The sequence below is a fragment of the Halobacteriovorax sp. DPLXC-1 genome (assembly GCF_036903125.1).
Classification (GTDB): Bacteria; Bdellovibrionota; Bacteriovoracia; order Bacteriovoracales; family Bacteriovoracaceae; genus Halobacteriovorax_A; species Halobacteriovorax_A vibrionivorans.
The window spans coordinates 264,047-286,739 of record NZ_JAYMCO010000001.1 but is presented as its reverse complement, the minus strand read 5'-3'; the positions used below and the strand labels follow the sequence as shown (position 1 = coordinate 286,739).

The 22,693-nt window shown below is 35.0% G+C and carries 21 protein-coding genes; 9 read left to right on the top strand and 12 right to left on the bottom strand.

The annotated features are described in order from the left end of the window. Positions 1-2 precede the first annotated feature (2 nt). The 7 genes from VCM44_RS01415 to hutI are packed head-to-tail and all read left to right on the top strand — an operon-like array spanning position 3 to position 6,824. On the top strand, positions 3-701 hold the full coding sequence (locus VCM44_RS01415) for a hypothetical protein (protein ID WP_334677844.1): 699 nt from the start codon (positions 3-5) through the stop codon (positions 699-701). After that, positions 698-1,804 (top strand): LptF/LptG family permease, encoded by a 1,107-nt coding sequence (locus tag VCM44_RS01410; protein WP_334677843.1) that lies wholly within the window; start codon positions 698-700, stop codon positions 1,802-1,804. Before VCM44_RS01415 ends, VCM44_RS01410 begins: the two co-directional genes overlap by 4 nt. A 46-nt stretch (positions 1,805-1,850) precedes the next feature. Further along, complete coding sequence (def, locus tag VCM44_RS01405) at positions 1,851-2,441, top strand: peptide deformylase (RefSeq protein WP_114705967.1); 591 nt, start codon at positions 1,851-1,853, stop codon at positions 2,439-2,441. Then, positions 2,441-3,385, top strand: coding sequence for a methionyl-tRNA formyltransferase (gene fmt, locus VCM44_RS01400; RefSeq protein WP_158536783.1), 945 nt, complete (start codon positions 2,441-2,443; stop codon positions 3,383-3,385). The genes def and fmt overlap by 1 nt, the downstream gene beginning before the upstream one ends. Before the next feature lie 10 nt (positions 3,386-3,395). Beyond that, entirely contained in the window at positions 3,396-4,049 is a 654-nt protein-coding gene (rpe, locus tag VCM44_RS01395; RefSeq protein ID WP_334677842.1) for a ribulose-phosphate 3-epimerase, read from the top strand. 10 nt (positions 4,050-4,059) lie between these two features. Beyond that, on the top strand, positions 4,060-5,598 hold the full coding sequence (gene hutH / locus VCM44_RS01390; RefSeq protein ID WP_334677841.1) for a histidine ammonia-lyase: 1,539 nt from the start codon (positions 4,060-4,062) through the stop codon (positions 5,596-5,598). Further along, complete coding sequence (gene hutI, locus VCM44_RS01385) at positions 5,598-6,824, top strand: imidazolonepropionase (protein WP_114705971.1); 1,227 nt, start codon at positions 5,598-5,600, stop codon at positions 6,822-6,824. The genes hutH and hutI overlap by 1 nt, the downstream gene beginning before the upstream one ends. On the opposite strand, the gene VCM44_RS01380 is transcribed toward hutI, so the two are convergent. After that, positions 6,817-7,380 carry a TlpA family protein disulfide reductase gene (locus tag VCM44_RS01380; RefSeq protein ID WP_114705972.1) on the bottom strand — a complete coding sequence of 188 codons (564 nt, stop codon included), beginning with the start codon at positions 7,378-7,380 and terminating at the stop codon, positions 6,817-6,819. The genes hutI and VCM44_RS01380 overlap by 8 nt on opposite strands. Positions 7,381-7,707: 327 nt before the next feature. Between VCM44_RS01380 and glpK the strand changes: the two genes are divergently transcribed. Further along, entirely contained in the window at positions 7,708-9,186 is a 1,479-nt protein-coding gene (gene glpK, locus VCM44_RS01375) for a glycerol kinase GlpK (RefSeq protein WP_334677840.1), read from the top strand. 14 nt (positions 9,187-9,200) lie between these two features. Here glpK and radA read toward each other — a convergent pair whose 3' ends face one another. From radA to VCM44_RS01355, 4 genes are read right to left on the bottom strand one after another with little or no spacing between them, the layout of a single operon-like run. Beyond that, positions 9,201-10,571: a DNA repair protein RadA gene (gene radA, locus VCM44_RS01370; protein WP_334677839.1), complete on the bottom strand. Its 1,371-nt coding sequence runs from the start codon at positions 10,569-10,571 to the stop codon at positions 9,201-9,203. Beyond that, on the bottom strand, positions 10,555-12,444 hold the full coding sequence (gene ligA / locus VCM44_RS01365; RefSeq protein ID WP_114705976.1) for an NAD-dependent DNA ligase LigA: 1,890 nt from the start codon (positions 12,442-12,444) through the stop codon (positions 10,555-10,557). Before ligA ends, radA begins: the two co-directional genes overlap by 17 nt. Positions 12,445-12,454: 10 nt before the next feature. Then, positions 12,455-13,939, bottom strand: a complete 1,485-nt coding sequence (locus VCM44_RS01360) for an outer membrane protein (protein WP_114705977.1) — start codon at positions 13,937-13,939, stop codon at positions 12,455-12,457. Further along, positions 13,911-14,225: a hypothetical protein gene (locus VCM44_RS01355; protein WP_133296882.1), complete on the bottom strand. Its 315-nt coding sequence runs from the start codon at positions 14,223-14,225 to the stop codon at positions 13,911-13,913. The genes VCM44_RS01360 and VCM44_RS01355 overlap by 29 nt, the downstream gene beginning before the upstream one ends. A gap of 78 nt (positions 14,226-14,303) precedes the next feature. Between VCM44_RS01355 and VCM44_RS01350 the strand changes: the two genes are divergently transcribed. Then, positions 14,304-15,482 (top strand): patatin-like phospholipase family protein, encoded by a 1,179-nt coding sequence (locus VCM44_RS01350; RefSeq protein WP_334677838.1) that lies wholly within the window; start codon positions 14,304-14,306, stop codon positions 15,480-15,482. Positions 15,483-15,534: 52 nt separating this feature from the next. Here the strand turns inward: VCM44_RS01350 and VCM44_RS01345 are convergent, their stop codons facing one another. The 7 genes from VCM44_RS01345 to atpH all read right to left on the bottom strand — a co-directional run bounded on the left by VCM44_RS01345 (position 15,535) and on the right by atpH (position 22,693). Then, positions 15,535-16,041, bottom strand: coding sequence for a hypothetical protein (locus VCM44_RS01345; protein ID WP_334677837.1), 507 nt, complete (start codon positions 16,039-16,041; stop codon positions 15,535-15,537). 36 nt (positions 16,042-16,077) lie between these two features. Beyond that, positions 16,078-17,634 (bottom strand): hypothetical protein, encoded by a 1,557-nt coding sequence (locus VCM44_RS01340; protein WP_334677836.1) that lies wholly within the window; start codon positions 17,632-17,634, stop codon positions 16,078-16,080. A gap of 110 nt (positions 17,635-17,744) precedes the next feature. Next, complete coding sequence (gene atpC, locus VCM44_RS01335; RefSeq protein WP_158536784.1) at positions 17,745-18,155, bottom strand: ATP synthase F1 subunit epsilon; 411 nt, start codon at positions 18,153-18,155, stop codon at positions 17,745-17,747. A gap of 146 nt (positions 18,156-18,301) precedes the next feature. Next, positions 18,302-19,720, bottom strand: coding sequence for a F0F1 ATP synthase subunit beta (atpD, locus tag VCM44_RS01330; RefSeq protein WP_114705983.1), 1,419 nt, complete (start codon positions 19,718-19,720; stop codon positions 18,302-18,304). Between the two features lie 10 nt (positions 19,721-19,730). After that, positions 19,731-20,603, bottom strand: a complete 873-nt coding sequence (atpG, locus tag VCM44_RS01325; protein ID WP_114705984.1) for an ATP synthase F1 subunit gamma — start codon at positions 20,601-20,603, stop codon at positions 19,731-19,733. 16 nt (positions 20,604-20,619) lie between these two features. Then, positions 20,620-22,128: a F0F1 ATP synthase subunit alpha gene (gene atpA / locus VCM44_RS01320; RefSeq protein WP_114705985.1), complete on the bottom strand. Its 1,509-nt coding sequence runs from the start codon at positions 22,126-22,128 to the stop codon at positions 20,620-20,622. 25 nt (positions 22,129-22,153) lie between these two features. Beyond that, a complete protein-coding gene (gene atpH, locus VCM44_RS01315) occupies positions 22,154-22,693 on the bottom strand; it encodes an ATP synthase F1 subunit delta (RefSeq protein ID WP_114705986.1) in 540 nt (179 codons plus the stop codon).

Sequence of the window (22,693 nt, the reverse complement as noted above, 5' to 3'; positions counted from 1 at the left end):
TCATGAGCAATAAAAAGAAAGATGACGGTGAAGTTGAAGAGTTAAATGAAGGCGTCAAGAATGCATATGCCGAAAGATTAAAAACTCTTAAACAAGCACTCGATTTTGTTGCTAAGAATGACCTCCCAAAAAGTGTTGAAAAGTTTAAACACTACCTGGGTATATTGGCCGCATACAATAGAACAGACGAAAAGCATCTAACACCAAAGATGTTTGATCCAGAAAGAGATGTTGCAGAATTGCTACTTGTAAGCCAGGCTTACTGGAACCTTGCAAAATCATATGATAAAAGTCCTAGGTTAAGACAAGAATCGGTTAGATGCTTACAACAATTTATTAAGTTTTCTATTGGGTATAAATATCAACATGCTAATGCACAATTAATAAAAAAGTTCTTAAGGTCTGGACAGGCACATAATAAAAAAGCCTTTCAACAGGCTTATGAAAAAATCAATGTTAGATCAAAGAATTGTTACTTAGCAACACATGCTTATCCAGAAAATGAAGACTTATTAAACACACTAAGGGCCTTTAAAGTTAAGCTAGCAAAGTATAGTGCGGGTATTATTTTTATTAATCGTTATTACGATTACTCACCATATATCGTGAATTCTTTTGAACGTAATAGGTCTTTAGATTTTGTATTTAATAAGATACTTTTAAGGCCAATAATTTATTTAATCTATAAAGTAGTAAAATGAATGTAGTTAGAACCTTAATCACAAGAGAGTGGCTAAAATTCTTTGCCTCTTCAGCACTATCACTGCTGCTGTTAATTTCACTTGGAAACCTTATTACAGGATTTTTACGTGAAACAGTAACAGCTCAAGAGGTACTACTTGGATATATAATTCAACTACCAAGCTTCTTAATTAAAGTAATTCCAATCTCTTGTTTGATTGCGAGTCTTTTTTCTATTAATAAGTTAAAAAGTAGAAACGAGCTTGTGGCCATTTTTGCGGGAGGATACTCTCGTCAAAATTATCTTAAAGATATACTTACAACCTCTATCTATGTTGCATTATTTCAATTTATCTTAAGTGGTTATATAAGCCCTTATATAAATTCCAGAAGAGCAAATATACTTGAAAATCCTGATGAGAAGTTTAGAGTTTTTCAAAAGAAGGGACTTTCATCTTCCACAATTAAATCAGGAAAGATTTGGTATAAATCACCAAAGTACTTTTTCTCATTTGCAAATTTCGATCGTAAGACCAATACACTTAATGATGTAACTATTTATCATTACAATGATAATAAGCAGCTTACAAAGATCGATACATTTAAGATGTTAAGCTATGACACAACAACACAGCGTTGGTGGCCAAATGAAGGGATGAGTTACGATGATCTTGAAACTCCTTCATTTCCTAAAATTGATGCCCATGAATTACCCATCAATCTTGACGAGAGCCTAGAGGAATTCAATAAGATTGAAGCAGATATCTCGACACTAACCTTTTTGCGACTTTATGAATATATCTCACAACTAAATAGCAATGGTATCAATGTTAATGAATATCTCGTTATGTTCTACATGCATATTTCAGAAGGGCTTATTTGTATTATCTTTGCTCTTATTGCGGCCACTAGTATCTTTAATCCAAATAGAAGAAATAGTTCATTTGGTCGCAGTGCTGCATTTATTTTTGTCTTCACAATACTCTACTGGTTAGTACAAACTTACTTTTTAGAACTAGGACGAAACCTAAAAATTAACCCATTTTTAGCAACTTTTACGGTCCCAGCACTATTCATCCTCTTCATTGCCATTATTTTCTATAAAAACAGGCGCTTAACCTAAGTTTCCTGACTGGACTTGCGCGGTGCACACGTGATATAAGTGGGCCATGAATACTACAGAAGAATTTTTAAAAGACTACACCCTAGAAGGTGAAAAACTAGAAATATTTACTTATCCAGCACCAATTCTTAAAAAAGTTGCAGAGCCTGTCACAGAATTCAACGACTCTCTTAAGAAATTGGCCAAAGACATGCTCTATACTATGTATCACGCACCAGGTATTGGCCTTGCGGCACCACAAATTGGTGTTTCTGATCGCATCTTTGTAATGGACATCGATTTTGAAAGAAAAGAAGTAACTCGTGCAGATGGTACACGTGATTACGACATCTCAAACTTTAATCCTAGAATTTTCATCAATCCTAAAATTGAAAAGACTGCTGGTGACATAGTTTATGAAGAAGGTTGTCTATCTGTACCTGGAATATATGAAGAAGTGAAAAGAGCTGAAGCAATTAAAGTTACATATCAAGACTTAGATGGAAATGAGCAAATTCTTGAAGCAGATGGACTATTATCAGTCTGCATACAACACGAGAATGATCATCTTGATGGAATTGTATTTTTAGAGAGATTATCAACTCTAAAAAGAAACTTCCTAACAAAAAGATATATGAAGCGAGTAAAGGGCAGATAGTGAAAAAACTTAAAGCAGTATTTTTTGGAACTCCTGATTTTTCATGTCCAAGCCTTGAACTACTTGCAAATCACCCACAGATTGACCTGCAATTAGTTGTAAGTATGCCGGATAGAAAAGCTGGCCGTGGACAAAAACTGCAATCTCCACCAGTGATCGAATACTGCAAAAACAATAGAATTAACTTCTATCAAACAGAGAATATCAATAAAGATGAAGAGCTACTTGCTAAACTAGAGGAACTCAATGCTGATTTCTTTTTAGTTCTAGCATTTGCACAATTTCTTGGGTCAAAAGTTTTAAATATGCCAACTATTGGATGCTTCAATATCCACACTTCTCTATTACCAAAGTATAGAGGTGCTGCACCAATACAGTATGCACTTTTAAATGGTGATAATGAAACTGGTGTATCAATTCAAAAAATGGTCAAGAAGATGGATGCCGGAGATATCGTAAAAGAATCAAAACTTCCAATCTCATTTGAAGAAACAGGTGGACAACTATATACACGTCTAAAGTTTGCTGCCTCACTTACTCTAAATGATTTCATTCAAGATATGATTAGCGATGACATCTCTTCTTATAAGCAAAATGAAGAAGATGTTACTTTTGCACCAACATTGAAAAAAGAAGACGGCCATATCAAGTTTTCTGAAAAAACATATAATGAAATTCATAATCAAGTACGTGCACTAAAACCTTGGCCTGGAACATTCTGCTTTCTAAATGGTAAAAGACTAAAAGTTTTAGAAATTAGTCCTTACACAGGAAACAAATTGAATGCAGGTGAGATTAAAATAAGTGACAATAAAATCTTAGTAGGATCGAAAGATAAAACTATACGTCTAGATATGATTCAACTGGAAGGAAAGAAAGCCTGCCGAGATACTGATGCAGTAAACGGGCTTACTAATAAATACGATACATTTGAAATTTCATAGAGGAGATTAGATGAAGACCATAATATCACCAAGTATTTTAGCCGCTGACTTCACAAATCTAATTTCCGATATCTCTGTAATTGAATATGTAAACGATCTATGGCTTCATCTTGATGTTATGGATGGTCACTTTGTACCAAACTTAACATTTGGTATTCCCATTATTAAACAATTAAAAAAGAAAACAAAACTACCTCTTGATGTTCACCTAATGGTAACTAATCCAGAATTTCATATGGAAGAGCTAAAGGATGTAGGGATAGAAAATATCACTTATCACTTTGAAATTGAGACAGACCATATGGAGCTCATTTCAAAATATCGTAGTCACTATAATAGCATTGGTCTTTCCATCAAACCAAAGACCAAGGCACAAGATCTAGATTTAGAACTCTTAAAGAAACTAGATCTTGTATTAGTAATGTCAGTTGAACCTGGTTTTGGAGGGCAAAGCTTCATGCCAAATGCCTTGGATAAAATTGAATATTTAAATAAGGTGAGAAAAGAAAATAACCTAAGTTTTAAAATACAAGTTGATGGAGGCATCAACAAAGAGACCGGTACAAAATGTCGTAACAAAGGTGCCGACAATATGGTTGCAGGCTCATATATTTTCGGAAAAGAAAAAGATCAATATAAAACACAAATAGAGACTTTAAGATAGGAATATAAAGATGAAAGAAATTATTATCGATGGACACAGTTTAAGTGTCGATGACATCTATGAAGTATCATACGCAAAAAAGAACACTGTAAAAGTAAAACTAAGTGATATTGCACGAGACAATATGCTTAAGTCTAAAGCTTACGTTCAAAATATTGTTGATAAAGGTGAGCCAGTATATGGGATCAATACTGGTTTTGGTGCCTTATCCGATAAACACATCAAAAAAGAAGATCTATCACAACTTCAAGTTAACCTTATTCGTTCACACTGTACTGGAGTGGGTAAACCATTTACGAAAGAAATCACGAAAGCAATTATGCTACTTAGAGCAAATTGTCTCGCTTCTGGATTTTCAGGTGTAACGATTGAAGCCGTTGAGTTATTAATTGAGTTTATCAACAATGATATTATCCCTGTTGTTCCTGAAAAAGGATCAGTTGGAGCCTCCGGTGACCTTGCTCCCCTTTCACATATTGCACTTGCTTTAATTGGTGAAGGTGAAGTTGTTTACGGCGGTAAAGAGGTTCGCTCAGATTTTGCCATTAGAGATATCGGAAGAGAACCAGTTGTCCTTGGACCAAAAGATGGACTTGCTCTAATAAACGGAACAGCTGTTATGGCCGCACTTGGTGCACTGGCAATTAAGAAAACAGAAAATCTAGTTAAAGTTGCCGATATTTGTGCAGCAACTACTTTAGATGGAGTACGTGGAACACTAAGAGCGTATGATCCAAAAATTCATGGACTAAAACCTCACCCGGGACAAATTGCATCTGCAATTAACGTAAATAATATTATTGCTGGAAGCCAAATTCTTGACTCACACGTAGACTGTGGAAAGGTTCAAGATCCATATTCTCTTCGTTGTGTTCCTCAAGTTCATGGAGCCTCAAGACAAACACTTGCTCATGCCAAAGAAGTAATTGGTATTGAATTAAATGCTGTTACTGATAATCCTCTAATATTCCTTAGTGAAGATGAAGTTATCTCTGGCGGAAATTTCCACGGTGAAGCTATTGCTATGGTTATGGACTATCTTGCAATTGGTGTTGCTGAATTATGTAATATTAGTGAAAGACGTGTCGAAAAAATGATGAATCCTACATTCTCAGATCTACCTGCGTTCCTTACACCAGAATCAGGTCTTAATAGCGGTCTAATGATCGCACACGTTACTGCTGCTGCACTAACTTCTGAAAATAAATACCTATGTCACCCTGCTAGTGTGGACTCAGTACCAACATCAACTGATAAAGAAGATCATGTTTCAATGGGTGTAACATCAGGACGAAAACTTCATGAAGTAATTGAAAATGCAACAAAGTGTCTTGCCATTGAACTACTATGTAATACACAAGCAATTGAATTCCATAGGCCATTAAGATCATCAGATGCAATTGAAGAGTTAATTGCTCATATCAGAAAGTCTGTCGATAAAATTGAAGAAGATCGCGTATTTTACAAAGATATTAACTATATTGAAGCTCTAGTTGATAATGGCGAATTATTAAGAGCTGTAGAAAAACACGTCGGGAAATTAAAATAATGTATATCTACAAGAATATTAATGAACTATTAACACTTAAAGAAGCATTTAAAAAAGATGGCCGCAATCTTCTGCCTGAAGATTCTTCAATCATCAAAAATGCCGCTATTGTTTTTAACGACAATGAAATCATTTGGGTCGGAGAAAGTTCAAATATTCCTGTAGAATATCAAGATAAAGCAAAGTCTACTAAAGACTTAAGTGGTTATGTCATTACACCTGAACTTGTAGACTCACATACTCACCTAATCTTTGGTGGTAACAGAGCTGATGAATACCAAATGAGATTAAATGGTGCTGATTACCAGGCCATTGCTGAAGCTGGTGGTGGAATTGTTGCAACTTCTGTTGGAACAAATGAAACAAGTGATGAAGAACTTTTAAATCTATGTCGTGAAAGAGTAAACAGAATTGCATCATACGGTATTGGAACGATTGAAGTTAAATCAGGCTACTCTCTTTCTTATGAAGGAGAAAAGCGAATGACAAAACTAATAGCTAAACTTAAAGAAGAATTCGCTCCAGAAATTCAAATCATCAATACCTTCATGCCTGCACATGCACTACCTAAGAGCTACAACAATACTGAAAAGTATATGGATGAAATCGTCATTCCACTACTCGAAGAAATTGGTAATGATGGAATTATTGATTGCGTTGATATATTTCATGAGAAAGGCTACTTCAATGCTGATGATGTTAAAAAATTAGCTCAAACAGCGAAGAAATTTAATATTCCAATGAAAACTCATGCTGATGAATTCAATGATAACAAAGGTGCAATACTCGCATGTGAACTCGAAGCACTCAGTACAGACCATCTTCTATGCACTACTGAAGATGGAATTAAAAAGTTAGCAGAATCAAAAACTGTAGCAACAGTATTACCAGGTACAGGAATTTTCTTAGGAAAACCAAAAGCAGATGCCAAGGCACTAGCAGATGGTGGATGTAAACTTTCTATTGCCTCAGATTACAATCCTGGTTCATGTCATTGTGACAATTTACTATTATTAGCTTCAATTGCTGCTCCTTTATATGGAATTAATATGACTCAAATGTGGAGTGGTATTACATTAAATGCAGCAGCTGCAGTTGGTAAATATGATCAAGGTGCAATAGTAGAAAAGTTAAAACCAAGGTTTAGCGTCTTTAAGACAAAGACAATTTCTGAAATTACATATAATTGGGGAAGAAACTTGGCCGTTAATAGAAATTCTATTTAAGCCATTCCTGAATTTTTTCTTTGAATTCTTCAGAGTTAAAGTCTTTTGATCCATTAGCGACTTCCATCACTCTTCCATCTTTGAATACAATTGAGACTGGAATTGCTGAAACCATGAATGCATCAGTTAACTTTCCATTCTTATCTTTAACGATATCAAAGTTAACATTGAACTTTTTACTAACTTCATTGATTTTCTTATCTTGCTTTGGCCCTTCATCAGAGTTAATTGCAATGATTTTAAGATCTTTATTTTCAATTCCAGATCTTAATGAAACTAGACTAGGAAATTCTTCAAGACAAGGTGTACACCAACTTGCCCAAAAGTTTAAAATCACAACACCTTTTGAAAGATCTTCTTTTTTAAACTCTTTACCTTTAATTGATTTTAAATCTGGCCTAACGAGCATTGACTCATAATGTTGAATCTTTTTTGTATCAACGCCTGCAATTTTAGCAGTAGTAAAACTCTCATCAGTAACAAATAATGAGCCCAATACTAGAAAACAAGCGATTGCGATTAGTTTAAATGGAAATTTTTTTCTTTCTGTACTCAATTTCCGACCCCAGTTAAAATACAATTATACACAAAGTAAGAAATAATTGCATCATGCAAAAAAGGCAACTTAAAATGAAAGAAATTGGCAAAAATAAGAGTCGAAAACATTTTTTAGATGATTCCGGCCAAACTTTCATCGAGTTCATATTCCTACTTGTTATACTTGTCGGATTATCTGTAACAATCTTAAAGGGTTCCAACTCATTCTTAGCTGGCCAGTGGGAAATTGCAATAAACAGCATTGTGCGCAATTACCCAGGGCATGATCCTGGGTTAAGATTATCTCAATAATATTTAAATTAATTCTCTCTATACTGGAGTAAATATGTATATTTTATCATTAGATCAGGGAACAACTGGTACGACTGCAACTGTTATTAATGCTGAGACTTTTGAATTCATTGACAAAGAAAATCAAGAATTTAAACAGTATTTTCCAAATACTGGGTGGGTAGAGCATGATCTCGATGAAATATGGAAGAGTGTACGTCTAACTGTCGAAACAGTATTAAAGAGGAATAATATCGATACTAGTAAGATTAAATCCATCGGTATTACAAACCAGAGAGAGACGACATGTGCATTTAATCGCAAAGGAGAACCTCTTGCTAAGGCCATCGTTTGGCAAGACCGTCGAACGGCACAATATTGTGAATCGCTTAAAGCAGATGAAGAGTTATTCAAAAAGAAATCTGGACTACCGCTAGACCCTTATTTTTCTGGTACAAAAATGCACTGGCTTCTTGAGAATAACCAATACGTAAAAGAGGCCCATAAGAATAACGACCTAAGATTTGGAACGATTGATACATTCTTACTTTATCGTTTAACTGGACAAACATCTTTTAAAACTGATGTTTCAAATGCATCAAGAACACTCCTAATGGAACTTGATAATTGTTCATGGGATGATGAACTATGTGAGAAACTAGGGGTAGATAAGAATCTATTACCTGAAATATGTGAATCGATCTGTGACTTTGGAATAACTAAAGGATTAAGCTTTCTGCCTGATGGAATTCCTATAAACGGAATTTTGGGAGATCAACAAGCGGCCCTGTTTGGTCAAGCATGTTTTAAACAAGGAACTGGTAAATGTACTTATGGTACAGGCGCATTCATGTTAGTAAATACTGGAGAAGAAAAGAAATATTCAGATCATGGATTACTCACTACTGTTGCTTATAAGTATCAAGGTAAGACACACTATGCTTTAGAAGGATCTTGTTATATTGCTGGTGCCTGCGTGCAATGGTTAAGAGATAATTTACAGATTATTGATAATGCCGCTCAAACAGAAGATAAGGCCTTAAATGTAAAAAATATTGATCAAATTAAAGACCTTTTACTTCTACCTTTTTTTACAGGGATTGGTTCACCGTATTGGAAACCAAACGCAAAAGCTGCACTAATTGGAATGACTAGAGCAACAAATACTGATGATATATGTCGTGTAGCACTTGAAGGAATTGCCTTAAGTATTAATGATCTAATTAAGGCAATGAAAAGTGACATGGGTAGTGATCTTGAAGAATTCAAAGTAGATGGTGGAGCTGTTGCAAATAATCTCCTTATGCAAATTCAAGCAGATATTTCTCAAATTAATGTAACACGACCACAAATAATTGAAACGACATCTTATGGTGCTGCACTAGCAGCTGCAATTGGAGCAGGCCTTATGACCATAGAAGATGTTAGTAAACAATGGAAGAAAGAGTCTTTATTTGAAACTAAAAATGATCATCGACAATATTACGACTATAAGAAGAATCTTTGGTCTAAATATATAGAAATCAATTTCTAAATTAGCGGTTAGGGTTAATCCCCTAACACGCTAAAGATATCTGTAATTTTTCTAACTGGTATAATTTTTAATTTAGATTTCTTAGAAAACTCTCGTGCAATCTTTGGTGATGCAACTAAAGTTTTATAATTTAAGGATTCCATTTCTTTAATACGCATCTCCATATGAGGAACTGTTCGAACTTCACCAGTTAGGCCCACCTCGCCTAAAAAGATCGTATCTTTTGGAATAGGTTTAGATTTATATGAACTTAAAAGAGCTGCAATAATACTTAGATCGGATTCACGTGTTGTAAGTTTCATACTACCTACAACATTAACGTAAATATCATTCATTCCCATAGGAATTGAAGCATATTTTTCGATAATGGCCACCATCATAGCTACACGATTATTATCTAATCCCTGAGTTGTACGTCTTCCATTTCCGAATTTATTTTCTGCTACTAAAGCTTGTACTTCTACAAAGAGCGGTCTTGTCCCTTCTTTTATACACGTTAAGCTCTTCCCGAAGTTCCCTTCAAGATCATCTTCTAAGAAGAATTGTGAAGGATTCTTTACTTCATTAAGGCCATCTTCTTTCATTTCGAAAATACCAACTTCGTTAGTGTTTCCAAAACGATTCTTGATTGCACGAAGCATACGATAATGACCAAATTGATCACCTTCAAAATAGATAACTGTATCAACCATATGTTCTAAAATCTTAGGCCCAGCGATAGCACCATCTTTTGTTATGTGACCAACAACAAAACAAGTAATACCAGTAGCCTTCACATGATTCATCAGTTCATAAGTTACTTCACGAATTTGTGAAACAGTACCTGGAGGCGAAGACAACTCACTAGATGTCGTTGTTTGAATTGAATCTAGAACCATAAAACGTGGCTTTATCTTTTTAATTTGATTTAAAATATTCTGCCAATTTGTTTCATTATATATATAGAAGGAATCGTTCTTTAGGCCCATTCGTTTGGCCCTACCGGCAACCTGCCCCTCACTTTCTTCACCACTTACATATAAGAAGCTTTCGTTTTCTTGTCTTCCTGATAGTTTTGATAACATTTCAGTTAAAAGAGTTGATTTACCAATACCTGGCTCACCACCAATTAAAATAAGTGATCCTGGAACAAGTCCTCCACCGACAACACGATCAAATTCATCGATCCCAGTTGAGACGCGATTGTATGTTTCAACTTCAATTTCTTTTAATTTCTTAGGTTGAGTCTCACCAACGGCCTTTACTTTAATACTTTCTTGTACTGGCGAGAAAGTTTGCTCTGTGAAACTATTCCATTCACCACAATCTGTACAACGCCCCATCCATTTAGCTGTTTGGAAACCACAGTTTGAACATTCAAAAACTTTCTTACTCTTTTTGGCCATTAATCATTCCCATTACTTCATCTTCAGTCTTAATAGTAATTCCCAACTCTAATGCCTTCTTATACTTAGAAGACTTAGCTTCAGTTTCATTTGTAAGAAGAATATCTGTATTCTTACTTACAGAACTAACAGGAGTTCCACCAGCTGCTTTTATATCTTTTTCAATCTCACTTCTTTTTCGAGATAAAGAACCAGTAATACATATTTTTATTCCAGCCAAGCTAGATCCAGTATCATTTTCGATTACTTCAAATGTGAAACCTATTTCTTGTAAGTTTTTTATAAGATCTTTTTTTTCTTGTAATGAATTAACAAAAGTCGTTGCTGACTTCTCTGCAAATCCTTCTAGGCCTTGTAATTGCTCCGCTGTCATCGCTAGCAACTTCTCGATTGAGTCAAATCCACCTTCAACAACTTTTTCACATTTATTGTAGGCTCCACCAGTAATGCCAAGTGCAGAAAGAAAAGTAATAAGATCAGCCTTCTTTGACTTTTCAATACTAGTTAAAAGTTTTGTGGCCAATTTTTCTTTAACTTTATCTAGTTCAATTAATTTATCAATATTCAAATTATAAAGATCTTCAATCTTTGTTACTAGCTTACGGCGAATCATTTCCTCGAGACGCTTAGAACTTAAATCATCAATACCTATCTTTTGAATGAAGTTTAAGATAACTTCTTTGACTTGTGCTGGACATGCAGGATTATCACAAATGATTCGTATATCAACTTGTTTAACTGGAGCATCACAGCTAGGACAATGTGTTGGTACAGAGAAATCATTCTCTGACTCCTTAATTGTTTGTAGAAATTTAGGTATAACTTCACCACTGCGGATAATTTCGATCTTATCACCTGCTTTTAGATTGTGTTGTTTTACCATTCCAAAGTTATGAAGTGTAACACGTGAAACGACAGCACCACTGATACTAACAGGCTCAACTTCTCCAACAGGAGTTAAAATACCATTTCTAGAGACCTGCCAAGTAATCGACTTAAGTATCGTTTGAACTGTTTCACCAGGAAACTTAAAGGCCATTTTATAACGAGGATGATGGGCAGTCTCACCGAGTTCATGATGTAGCTTTATATCATTATAAACAAATACCAACCCATCAATTAAATAATCACCATTGGCCATAAAATCTTTTGCATCCTCTATCGACGCTTCAAAATCTTTTTTTGATTTCATGATCTCATATTCGAGAATATCAAATCCTTGCTCTTGTAAATGATGGTATTTCTGTTCTTCCTTATCAAAATCAATTCCTAAAACATCAAATGCTTTAAAATTAATAAAAGAACATAAGTTTATATTTTCCTTACGGCCAACAAGTCCTGCCACAATATTTCGTTGAGAAGTAGGTTTTTCAAGACCTTGTGAGATCATCGCTTCAGATAATTTAAAAAATGACTCTTCGTCGCAATACATTTCACCACGAATTTCTATTCTCTCTTTATCTTGAATGGAACTAGGGACACCTTTCATCCATTGTACTTTTTGAGTGATATTTTCACCAAATGTACCATCTCCCCTAGTCTTACCTATAACAAGTTTTCCATTTTCATAAATCAGTGAACATGAAACACCGTCAACTTTGTAAATTCCTAATACTTCGTAGTCCTTGGCCCAATTGATTAATTCATCGATCTTATATGTTTTTCCAAGAGAGAGCATTTTCTTATCATGCTTTACCTTTTCAAGTGACGATATAGTAGAACCTACTAAATTTAGGACCGGATTATCAGGGTCAATTTCCCTAAGCTCATCTTCTATTTTATCGTAAGCAATATCACTTATTTCAGGTTCACCGCGATAATATAAAGCTTTATGATACTTTATTTGATCTTCTAACAACTTAATCTTATTCATTATTTACCTGTTAAAATTTAAATTTTACACCGGCTTTAAGTGATGTACTTTTGATATCAACCTTTCTTTGATCACTAGCAAACTCGGCTTTGTTTCCTAAGTAGGCAATCCCACCAAATAATGTGACTGCAGGTCCATACTTATATTCTCCACCAGCTTCAAGATAGATATTACTTGTATCGCTTGCATTTCCAAAAACCGTAACGTCTTCTTCATAACTAGGAGAGAACATAAAATCGAATTGAAAATAAATTCTTAAATCTTTAACAATTGGCATTGAACCTTTGGCACCAATGAGAAGACCACTGAAGTTAACTCCAGTAAAGCCATTACTAATTTGTGTATCATAGCCATGTGAATATGAACCGTAACCAAGATATATATCAATTTGTGGGCCGAAGAAGAATCCCATTGGTAAATACTTATAACCAGCAAGAAGTCTGAATGTTGAAGAATCCATTGAATTATCTTCAGGACTAAGAGTGCCTGAATCTTTAGAATAACTTCCAAAGCCTTTTTCTAGATCAATCCCAACCCAGTAGTTTCTAGTAGCATAGATTTCACCCTCAATTGCAATTTTAAAATCAAATCCACTAATGGCCTTTGTTCCGCCTGAAGCAGACGAATTATTATTTGATCCAGTACCTAGTAGTAGAGAGGCTCCAAAATTACCAAGTAATCCAAAGCTATAAGCTTCCTCATCCTCAGTTGGTGTATACTGCATCTCTCTTTTTTCAGATGATTTAGTATTCTTATTAATGATCACCCAATCATCAACTTGTACTAGACTTTTGTCTTCGTATCTTAAAACTTTAACTTGTGAGAGACTCTCACCTACATGAATAATTCGTCCAGTACCAATTGTTTTCGTATCCCAATCAACAACTTCTTTTAAAAGAGGATGACGACGACGTCTCATAGGACGTACTATTTTTACTTCATAATCAACATAGATCCCTGCATCTTTACCTAAATCAATTGAGAATTGCTGCCCTAGTACACCAAGAACTCTAGCATCATAAGGAATTTGCTTTTCATATTGGTCTAACCAATTATTTACAGTTTGAGCAATAACATCAGGATCATCCTGATTTAAATCTAATTCTTCTCGAAATAAGATATCTTGTCCATTTGCACCTATAATTTTTAAGTGAACTGTTACACCTTGAGGAAGTGATTCAATTTTAACTTTAATAATTGAGCCAGCATTTGTTTTATCAGAAACTAAACGTAAAACTTTTGGATTTTCTAATGCCTTATCTAGATCCTGTTTATAGTTTGATAAGATATTAATAATTTCAGAATTATATTGGTAATAACACCAACGAGAAGACTTTAGGTAGCGCTCAATTTTTGAGAAAACTTCATACCCGATAGCTCCTCCAACAGTATCCCTTACAGGTAAGATCATACAACGACGAGCACTTGGTGCAGCAAAAGCATCAATTGAGATTAGAATAATAAAACTAGTTAAAAGTAACTTGATTATTTTCATTCAGACGGCCTTCATAAAGATCAACAAGCATCTTATACTCATTAATCTCTTGTTTGGTTTTGATTAATTCTTTTTTTAATTCTTCGTGTTCTTCTTGTAATCGTTTTAAATATACGATTGCATTTGATTCATTAAATGAATCATTATATTCCCACTCGTTAATTTGAATCAGGTATTTACCGTTTTCAAACTTCCAAATTAATTTTTCTTTTTTTATATAGCGACGAATTGTTGATATTGAGATTCCCTTCAACAATGAATAGTCATTTATGTCCATCCAAATCATTCCTTAATTTTAACTAACTTGACGTGCTTTGCCAAAATTTATCAATGCATAAATGCCTATATCGAGTATAATTAATTTATGAATCGAATTGACATGGAAAACTTACGTTCAAAAAAGACAGCACTCGTACTTTCAGGTGGAGTTGTTAAAGCTGCTGCATGGCACCTAGGTGTTAGCTGGGCACTTCATGACCTAGGTTTTACATTTAAGCACAATCATTCGGACGTAAATCCTGATTTTGAAATCTCAACATATGTTGGTTCAAGTGCTGGGGCACTAATAAGCCTCTATTTAGCATCAGGCCATTCTCCAATGGACATTATTGAAGCATTCCTACACAAGAACAAACATGGCCTAAAACCAATTACATATCGAGATATGCTCTCCATTAAAAGGCCAAAATTAAAACCTCACCATCCAAATCTCTATGATCCATTAGATGGTTTTCCAGGAGTGTTAAAAAAAGTCTTAAGCCCAATAATATCCATATCGGGATTATTTTCAACTCAAGGACTCCATGATTATATTGTAGATAATATTATTAAATCTAATAATTTTGATGATTACGACGCCGATCTATTTATCATAGCCACTCAACTAGATCACTCTAGAAAGGTTATTTTCTCAAGGTATAACTACCCAAACCCAAGTCATGATCCAACTGCACACTACTATACTGATATTCCAATTGCTGAAGCTGCTACTGCTTCAATGAGTGTGCCACCATTTTATACACCTTATCCAATTCATAATAATACAACAAATAAGACTGACTTCTATATAGATGGTGAAATTAGAGAAACATTATCAACACATGTTGCTGTGGATAATAAGTGTGATTATATTATTTCAAGTTGGACACATACGCCTTATCACTATCAAGATGAAATTGGTTCACTTGCAAATTACGGACTACCAGCAATTTGTACACAAGCAATATACCTAATGATTCAAAAGAAGATTATCGACTCTCGTGCTCGAAGAATTGCAGCACAGGATATTATTGATACTGTTAACCAGTATATGATTAATGAGAAATTCAGTAATGATCAAAGACGTCACATCACTTCTATTATTGAAAGAAAGCTTAATTATGATCCAAATGTTAAATTAATCGATATTTATCCAACTCATGAGGATTTCAATCTCTTTTTTGCTGATGTATTTAGCTTGAATCCTAAGAAGATGACAAAAATGCTTGAGGCCGGCTACAAACGAACAATGGACATATTTAATAATAAAGAATTTGAAGCATAAAAAAAGCCCACTTAAAAGTGGGCCTTCTTATATCTATAATTTTAAATAAAAATTAAAGATCTAGTGGTACTGATACACCAACTAAAATCTCATCTGCATCTTCATCTACAGTTGCACCATTTGATTCATCATAATTAAGTGATCGATATTCAAAATTGATTGAAACGAATGGTAGCATAGTAAGTCCAACACCTAGTCCAAATCCTGAACCTTCACTCTCAACACCATTAGCTTCCGCTTTTGCATTGAAATAGTAAGAAGCATATGCTCTTGCTAGAATTGGTAGGTCAACAGCAACAAAAGCTCCAAGTTTTGAGTGATCAACATCTACATCCGTTCCAGCAATGTCATGAGTATATTCACCAAAATTATAATCTAATCCAAAACTTACAAGCATTGGAAGCGAATAACCTAGGCGACCACCAAGGTTTAAACCATTAGTATCAGCACCATCATAATCACCAACTAAATTGTAAGCTAAATAAGGCTCAACATAGATACCTGCATTTGCTTGAAATCCCGCAACCATAATCATCATTGCAATTAATAATCTTTTCATAAAATCTCCTCATTTTATCTAGTAATTTCTCTCAAACTAGATGTGTTCAATAATATATAAACCTTCAGTACAAAAGCTTTGCATATAGTTAATATTTCCATTTCCTGAATCAATTTTCGTATTAAGAATTCCGTAATCATGAGAGATCACAAAGACCTTCTCAGTTAGCCCTGTGATTTCAGCACTCACTGTTCCATCTTTATCCATATAGTAGAAATCATAAGATCCTGATGGTCTAAGAGAAGACATATAGGCTTCAAAGTTCACAAGAGGTCGATCTAAATTTATTTGGATTACACATGCACCATTATCAGCATAGTTTTGGAATAATTCTTTTAAATAATCAATATATTCAAGAGATGGTATGACAATCTTCTTAATATCATCAAAACCAACAAAAACAGGTGTCTCTTTTCCAACTTCTAAATAGTGTTTAAATCCTGCTTCACGAATTGGTGCGATTAATTTGTAACGATTAAGGCCAACTTTCGTTGGTTTAATATCTCGATTAAAGTAGTTAATACTTTTAGCATCAAGATTCATTTGTTGTAGTGTTTTAGCAGCAAGATTTTCTTCAAAAACAGAAAAGTTAACAGCCTTTGAACTCAGTAAATATGGTGCTTCATAAGTCATTTCATCTTGAACAAGATGGATAATCTTTTGAGCAACCTTTCCTTTAAAGTCCATGTATTTAATTAAGTGATTACCTAGTTCAACATCTAAGTAAAGCTCATATACAAACGATCCACCTGGCTCAATTTGCTTAAAATTCTTATTTAAAAATATTTTCTTTTTAAATTTACCCGTAAATGTTGATGTATCAATCTTACTTCCAAGATCAACTAAAATGTGTGCACCCGTTTCCTCTTTTATCTTATTCTTTTCAAGAATTTTATCGAGGTAATCTGCACTTATTACAGGAATATCAAATGTCGTATCACTTCGAGCACTTAATTCAAAATTTGTACGAATAATTCCACGAGCAGCTACAGATGCTCTAAATGTAGAAAACTTATCATCTGGAGCAATTGGTACTTTGATAACTGAAGAACCTGCATCAGTTAGTAATTCATTTAAATTATAACTAGGCACTAAGTCGTAATCGCTTAAATTATTCTTTGATGGGCCTTTATGATTGAACTCTCTAAGCTTAATATTAAACGTAGAAGCCGCTTTCGTACGTTTCGCAGCTGATTGTATAAAGCTTGAGAAATCAATTATAGGCTTATAGTTTTTAGGCTTTCCGACTGCTTTTCTTGCCTTATTCTTCAATGCTACAGTCGGTCTTAAGACCGGTTTAGCTTTATTCACTTTTTTCTTTTCATCATCACCGTATGTAAAGAAGACCATCTCTTCTTTCTTGGCTTTATCTTTTGCATTCTCAATTGCCTTTGGATTTCCATGCTTGTTAATTTTTTTAACGCCAGATGATCTAAAGTTAATTGTGTCAGAATAAATATCAGAAAAGTTGAATGAATTTAATTCCTTCGTTTCAAAATTCTTAGGTTTGAGACGAATTATATCGCTTCCAGTAAGTGCTGAAGAACTTACTTGAAAAATTAAGAATAATAGTGAAATTAGAAGCTTTATCATTAGCTCTATTTTCGCATTATTACTTATTTTAAAGCTTAAGAGGCAAATATTGCCGATACAAAAAAGGCCCCGAATTACGGGGCCCTTTTATATTTCAAATAGTATTAAATCTATTTAGAAATTTGCTTAACTAGTTGTAATCTAAGCTGCGCTCTTTCAACCTTACGACGGTATTTAACTAATTCTTCGTCAGTTAAAGTATCTTTCAGTTTTTCACGAGCATAAATTAGTGCATTAGTAGCTCTTTCTTCGTCAATCTGATTATCTTCTTCAGAAGTCAAAGAAAGGATAGTAATTTCGTCGTTTAAAACTTTTACTATACCATTAGTTACAGTGAAAAATCTCTCTTGATCATCACCGTGAACTGCAACGCTACCTGTAGCTAGTTTTTCAACAATATGAGTGTGACCTGCTAGAACTTCAATTTCACCCTTTAGAGTTGGGATAAATACTGATTCTGCCGGTACATTCTTCGCTACAACTGAGCTAGGCGTTAATATATTTACAACAAAGTTACTCATCATTTAATCCTTATTATAAAGCATTATATATTTTGCTCCTACTTCGAACCGCTCGGGCCTAAACCCTCGCTCTCGAAAAAAGCATGCTCCTTACAAGGGGAGCTTGCGAAGCAAACAATAGACTGGCCTTAGCCAGTCAATTTTGCTTACGCATCCTTTTTAAGTTGTTCCCATTTTTCGTATACCATATCTAGGTTACCAACTAGGTAGAACGCTTGCTCAGGTACTTCATCACATTCACCCGCTAAGATAGCTTTGAATGCTTTGATAGTATCGTTGATGTCTACGAACTGACCTGGGATACCAGTGAATTGCTCAGCAACGAAGAATGGTTGAGAAAGGAACTTCTCAATCTTTCTAGCACGACCAACAAGTACTTTATCATCTTCAGAAAGCTCATCCATACCAAGAATAGCAATGATATCTTGAAGCTCTTTATATCTTTGAAGAATCTCTTGAACCTGTCTAGCAACTGCATAGTGATCTTCACCAAGAATATCTGGAGATAGAATTGTTGAAGATGATGATAAAGGGTCTACCGCTGGGTAAATACCTTTTTCAGCAATTGAACGGTTAAGTTCTGTTGTTGCATCTAAGTGAGCAAATGTTGTTGCTGGAGCCGGATCCGTATAGTCATCGGCTGGAACGTATACTGCTTGAATAGATGTAATAGAACCGTCTTTAGTTGAAGTAATACGCTCCTGCATAGCACCCATTTCTGTACCAAGAGTTGGCTGGTAACCAACGGCAGAAGGGATACGACCAAGAAGGGCAGAAACCTCTGAACCTGCTTGTGTAAAACGGAAGATATTATCAACGAAGAAAAGAACGTCTTGCTTCTCTTCATCACGGAAATATTCTGCAATAGAAAGACCAGTAAGAGCAACACGTGCACGTGCACCTGGTGGCTCATTCATCTGACCATATACCAGGGCAGTCTTATCGATAACCCCTGATTCTTTCATTTCTTCGTAAAGATCGTTACCTTCACGAGTTCTTTCACCAACACCTGCGAATACTGAGAAACCACCGTGTTGAGTTGCAATGTTGTTAATAAGTTCCATAATTAGAACTGTCTTACCAACACCAGCACCACCGAATAGACCAATCTTTCCACCTTTTAGGTATGGAGCAAGAAGGTCGATAACTTTAATACCAGTAAAGAATGGCTCAAGTTTAGTCGACTGGTTTTCAAATGTTGGAGCTGTATTGTGAATTGAATAAGATTTCTTATTTCCAATTTCACCAGCTTCATCAATAGCTTCACCAACTACGTTGATAATACGACCAAGACATTCACGTCCAACAGGCGCTTGGATTGGTGCACCTGTATCAGAAACAACTAGCCCTCTTGAAAGACCTTCAGTCTGATCCATTGCAATTGTTCTAACAACGTTATCACCTAGGTGAGAAGCAACCTCAAGAACAAGGTTATTTTCTTTGTCGTTAATTGTTTTGTTTGTAACTGTGAGTGCGTTATAGATTTCCGGTAAATTTCCATCAGCAAATTCAACGTCTACAACAGGACCCATAACTTGACGAATAACACCTTTTGCTTGTGACATTCTACGCTCCTTAACCATTGAGGGACTCAGCACCAGAAACAACTTCAATTAGTTCAGTTGTAATAGCAGCTTGTCTCAATTTATTCATTTTTAATGTTAATGTTCTAATTGCATCTTTACAGTTTCCAACAGCACTATCCATTGCTGACATACGTGATCCGTGCTCTGCTGCAGTAGCATCTAAAATTGCTGTCCACATTGCACTTGTGTATGCCTCAGGAATAAGGCCGTTAAGAATTTCTTCTGCATTAGGGTTGTATCTAAAATCAAACGGATACTTTTCCTTAAGCTCTTCTTTTTCAGATGAATCTAAAGTCATTGGAAGAACTTGCTTAACTGTTGGCTCAATTGAAATCGCAGAATAGAAAATATTGTAAGCGATACTTACCTTTCCTACTTCACCACTTGAGAAAAGTGCTGATAGCTTTGAAGCTAGATCTGCAATTTCATGATGTTGAGGTTCAGCTTTTTCAAACTCGTAGAACCCACCAACATTAACAAGCTTCTCAACAAGTTCTTTAACTTTAGTTCCAATAAAGTGTACTTCTAAATTTGATGGATCCTCATGATTTGCAACGTAGTTTTTAACTACTTTTGCAAGCCCAGAGTTATAACCACCACAAAGACCTTTATTAGATGAGATTACAAGTAAAACTTCTTTCTTACTTTCGTTATTTTGTAAGAAAGAGTGATTGTAATCTTCAACTAAGGCAGAAATTGTCTTAATTGAATCTTCTAATTCATTTGCATAAGGACGAGCATTCAGAATTGCATTCTGAGCCTTGTTTAGCTTTGCAGCTGAAACAAGTTTCATAGCTTCCGTAATCTTTAAAGTACCCTTTGTACTTTTGATTTTCTTTTTAAGATCCTTAATATTTGCCATTATGGCTCCTCAATAATTAGTAGTTCTTACTTGCGATAAACTCTTTAATAACAGTAGCTAATTTACCGTCATTCTCTCCTGAGATTGCTTTTTCATTTCTAATAGAAGTCATAAGCTCAGAGTGAGATGCATTTAAGTGATCAATTAGATCTCTTTCAGCTTCTTTAACTTTTTCTACAGGAACAGAGTCAAACATGCCTTTTGTACCAGCGTAAACAGATACAACTTGATCAATAACATCGTAAGGTGAGTATTGAGCTTGCTTAAGTAGCTCAACAAGTCTTTCACCTTTTGAAAGTTGTTTTTGAGTTGCTTCATCTAAATCTGAACCGAAAGCAGCGAATGCCTGAAGTTCACGATACTGAGCAAGATCTAGTCTTAACGTACCAGCAACTTTCTTCATTGCTTTAATCTGAGCAGAACCACCAACACGTGATACTGAAATACCAACGTTAACAGCTGGACGAATACCAGAGTTAAATAAGTCACCTTCTAGGAAGATCTGACCGTCAGTAATCGAAATTACGTTAGTTGGAATATATGCAGAAACGTCACCTTCTTGAGTTTCAATAACTGGAAGTGCAGTTAGTGAACCAGCTCCGTCTTTATCAGCAAGTTTTGCAGCTCTTTCTAATAGTCTAGAGTGACAGTAGAAAACGTCCCCTGGGAATGCTTCACGCCCTGGAGGTCTTCTTAGAAGAAGTGAAAGCTGACGATATGCTTGTGCTTGTTTTGTTAAATCATCATAAACGATTAGAGCGTGCTTACCACTATCTCTGTAGTACTCACCCATTGTACAACCAGTGTATGGAGCAAGGTACTGAAGTGGTGCAGAGTTAGAAGCAGTAGCAGATACGATGATAGTATAATCAAGTGCACCAGCTTCTTTTAGCTTTTGTTGTACTTGACGTACTGTTGAGTTCTTTTGTCCAACAGCAACGTAGATACAAATAACATCTTTACCTTTTTGGTTGATGATTGTGTCGATAGCAACAGCTGTTTTACCAGTCTTTCTATCACCAATAATAAGCTCACGTTGACCACGTCCGATTGGGATCATTGAATCAATCGCTTTGATACCAGTTTGAAGTGGCTCGTGTACAGATTTTCTAGCTAGAATACCTGGAGCTTTAATTTCAACACGTCTTGAGTGTTCAGAAACGATTTCACCTTGTCCATCGATTGGATTACCAATAGCATCAACAACACGACCTAAAAGAGCGTCACCTACTGGTACTTCAACGATCTTTTCAGTTCTTTTAACTGTTGAACCTTCTGTGATTTTTGGATCATCACCTAGAATAGCAACACCAACGTTGTTAGTTTCAAGGTTTAGAACCATACCTTTTGTACCTGTAGCAAATTCTACAAGTTCACCGGCCATAGCATTTTTAAGACCGAAAATTCTAGCAACACCATCACCAACAGTTAGAACTGTACCTACTTCATCAACTTGTAGTTTAGTTTCGAAGTTAGCAATTCTGTCTTTGATAATGCTCGTAATTTCTTCTGGATTCATTGACATCATTTACCTCTACAATAATTGGCTTTTAACCATTTATAATTGATTCTTTTAAAGTATTAAGTTGTTTATCTACAGAAGCATCGACTTGATAGTCTTCAACTGTCACTCGAACACCTGCAGTTATTTTTTCGTTTTTTACGTAAGTTAATTCAGGCTCTGATCCTAATTCCTTCTTGATAAAAGATTTAATCTTATCAAGAGACTCAGTATCAATTGAATCTGCACTACCTTCGATTGTTCCTCTCATGAAACCTTTTTCATGATCATCGATAACGATTACTTCTTTAAAAATAATTGGCATAAGACCAATTCTTTTTTCTTGAAGTAGGAAATTAATAAATGATTTTACAACTTGAGAAAGTCCTAATTTTGTCATTACATCATTAACAACAGCTGTTTTTTCTTCAGCAGAGAAAACATCAAGAAACATAACATTTTCTAGATTGTTGTTTTCGTTAACCACTTCAGTAAGTGTTGTTAATTCTTTAGCAACGTCAAGATTTGACTCTTTACCTAGGTTGTAAATCGCTTTTGCATACGCTTTGGCTACATTCTTATCTTTCAT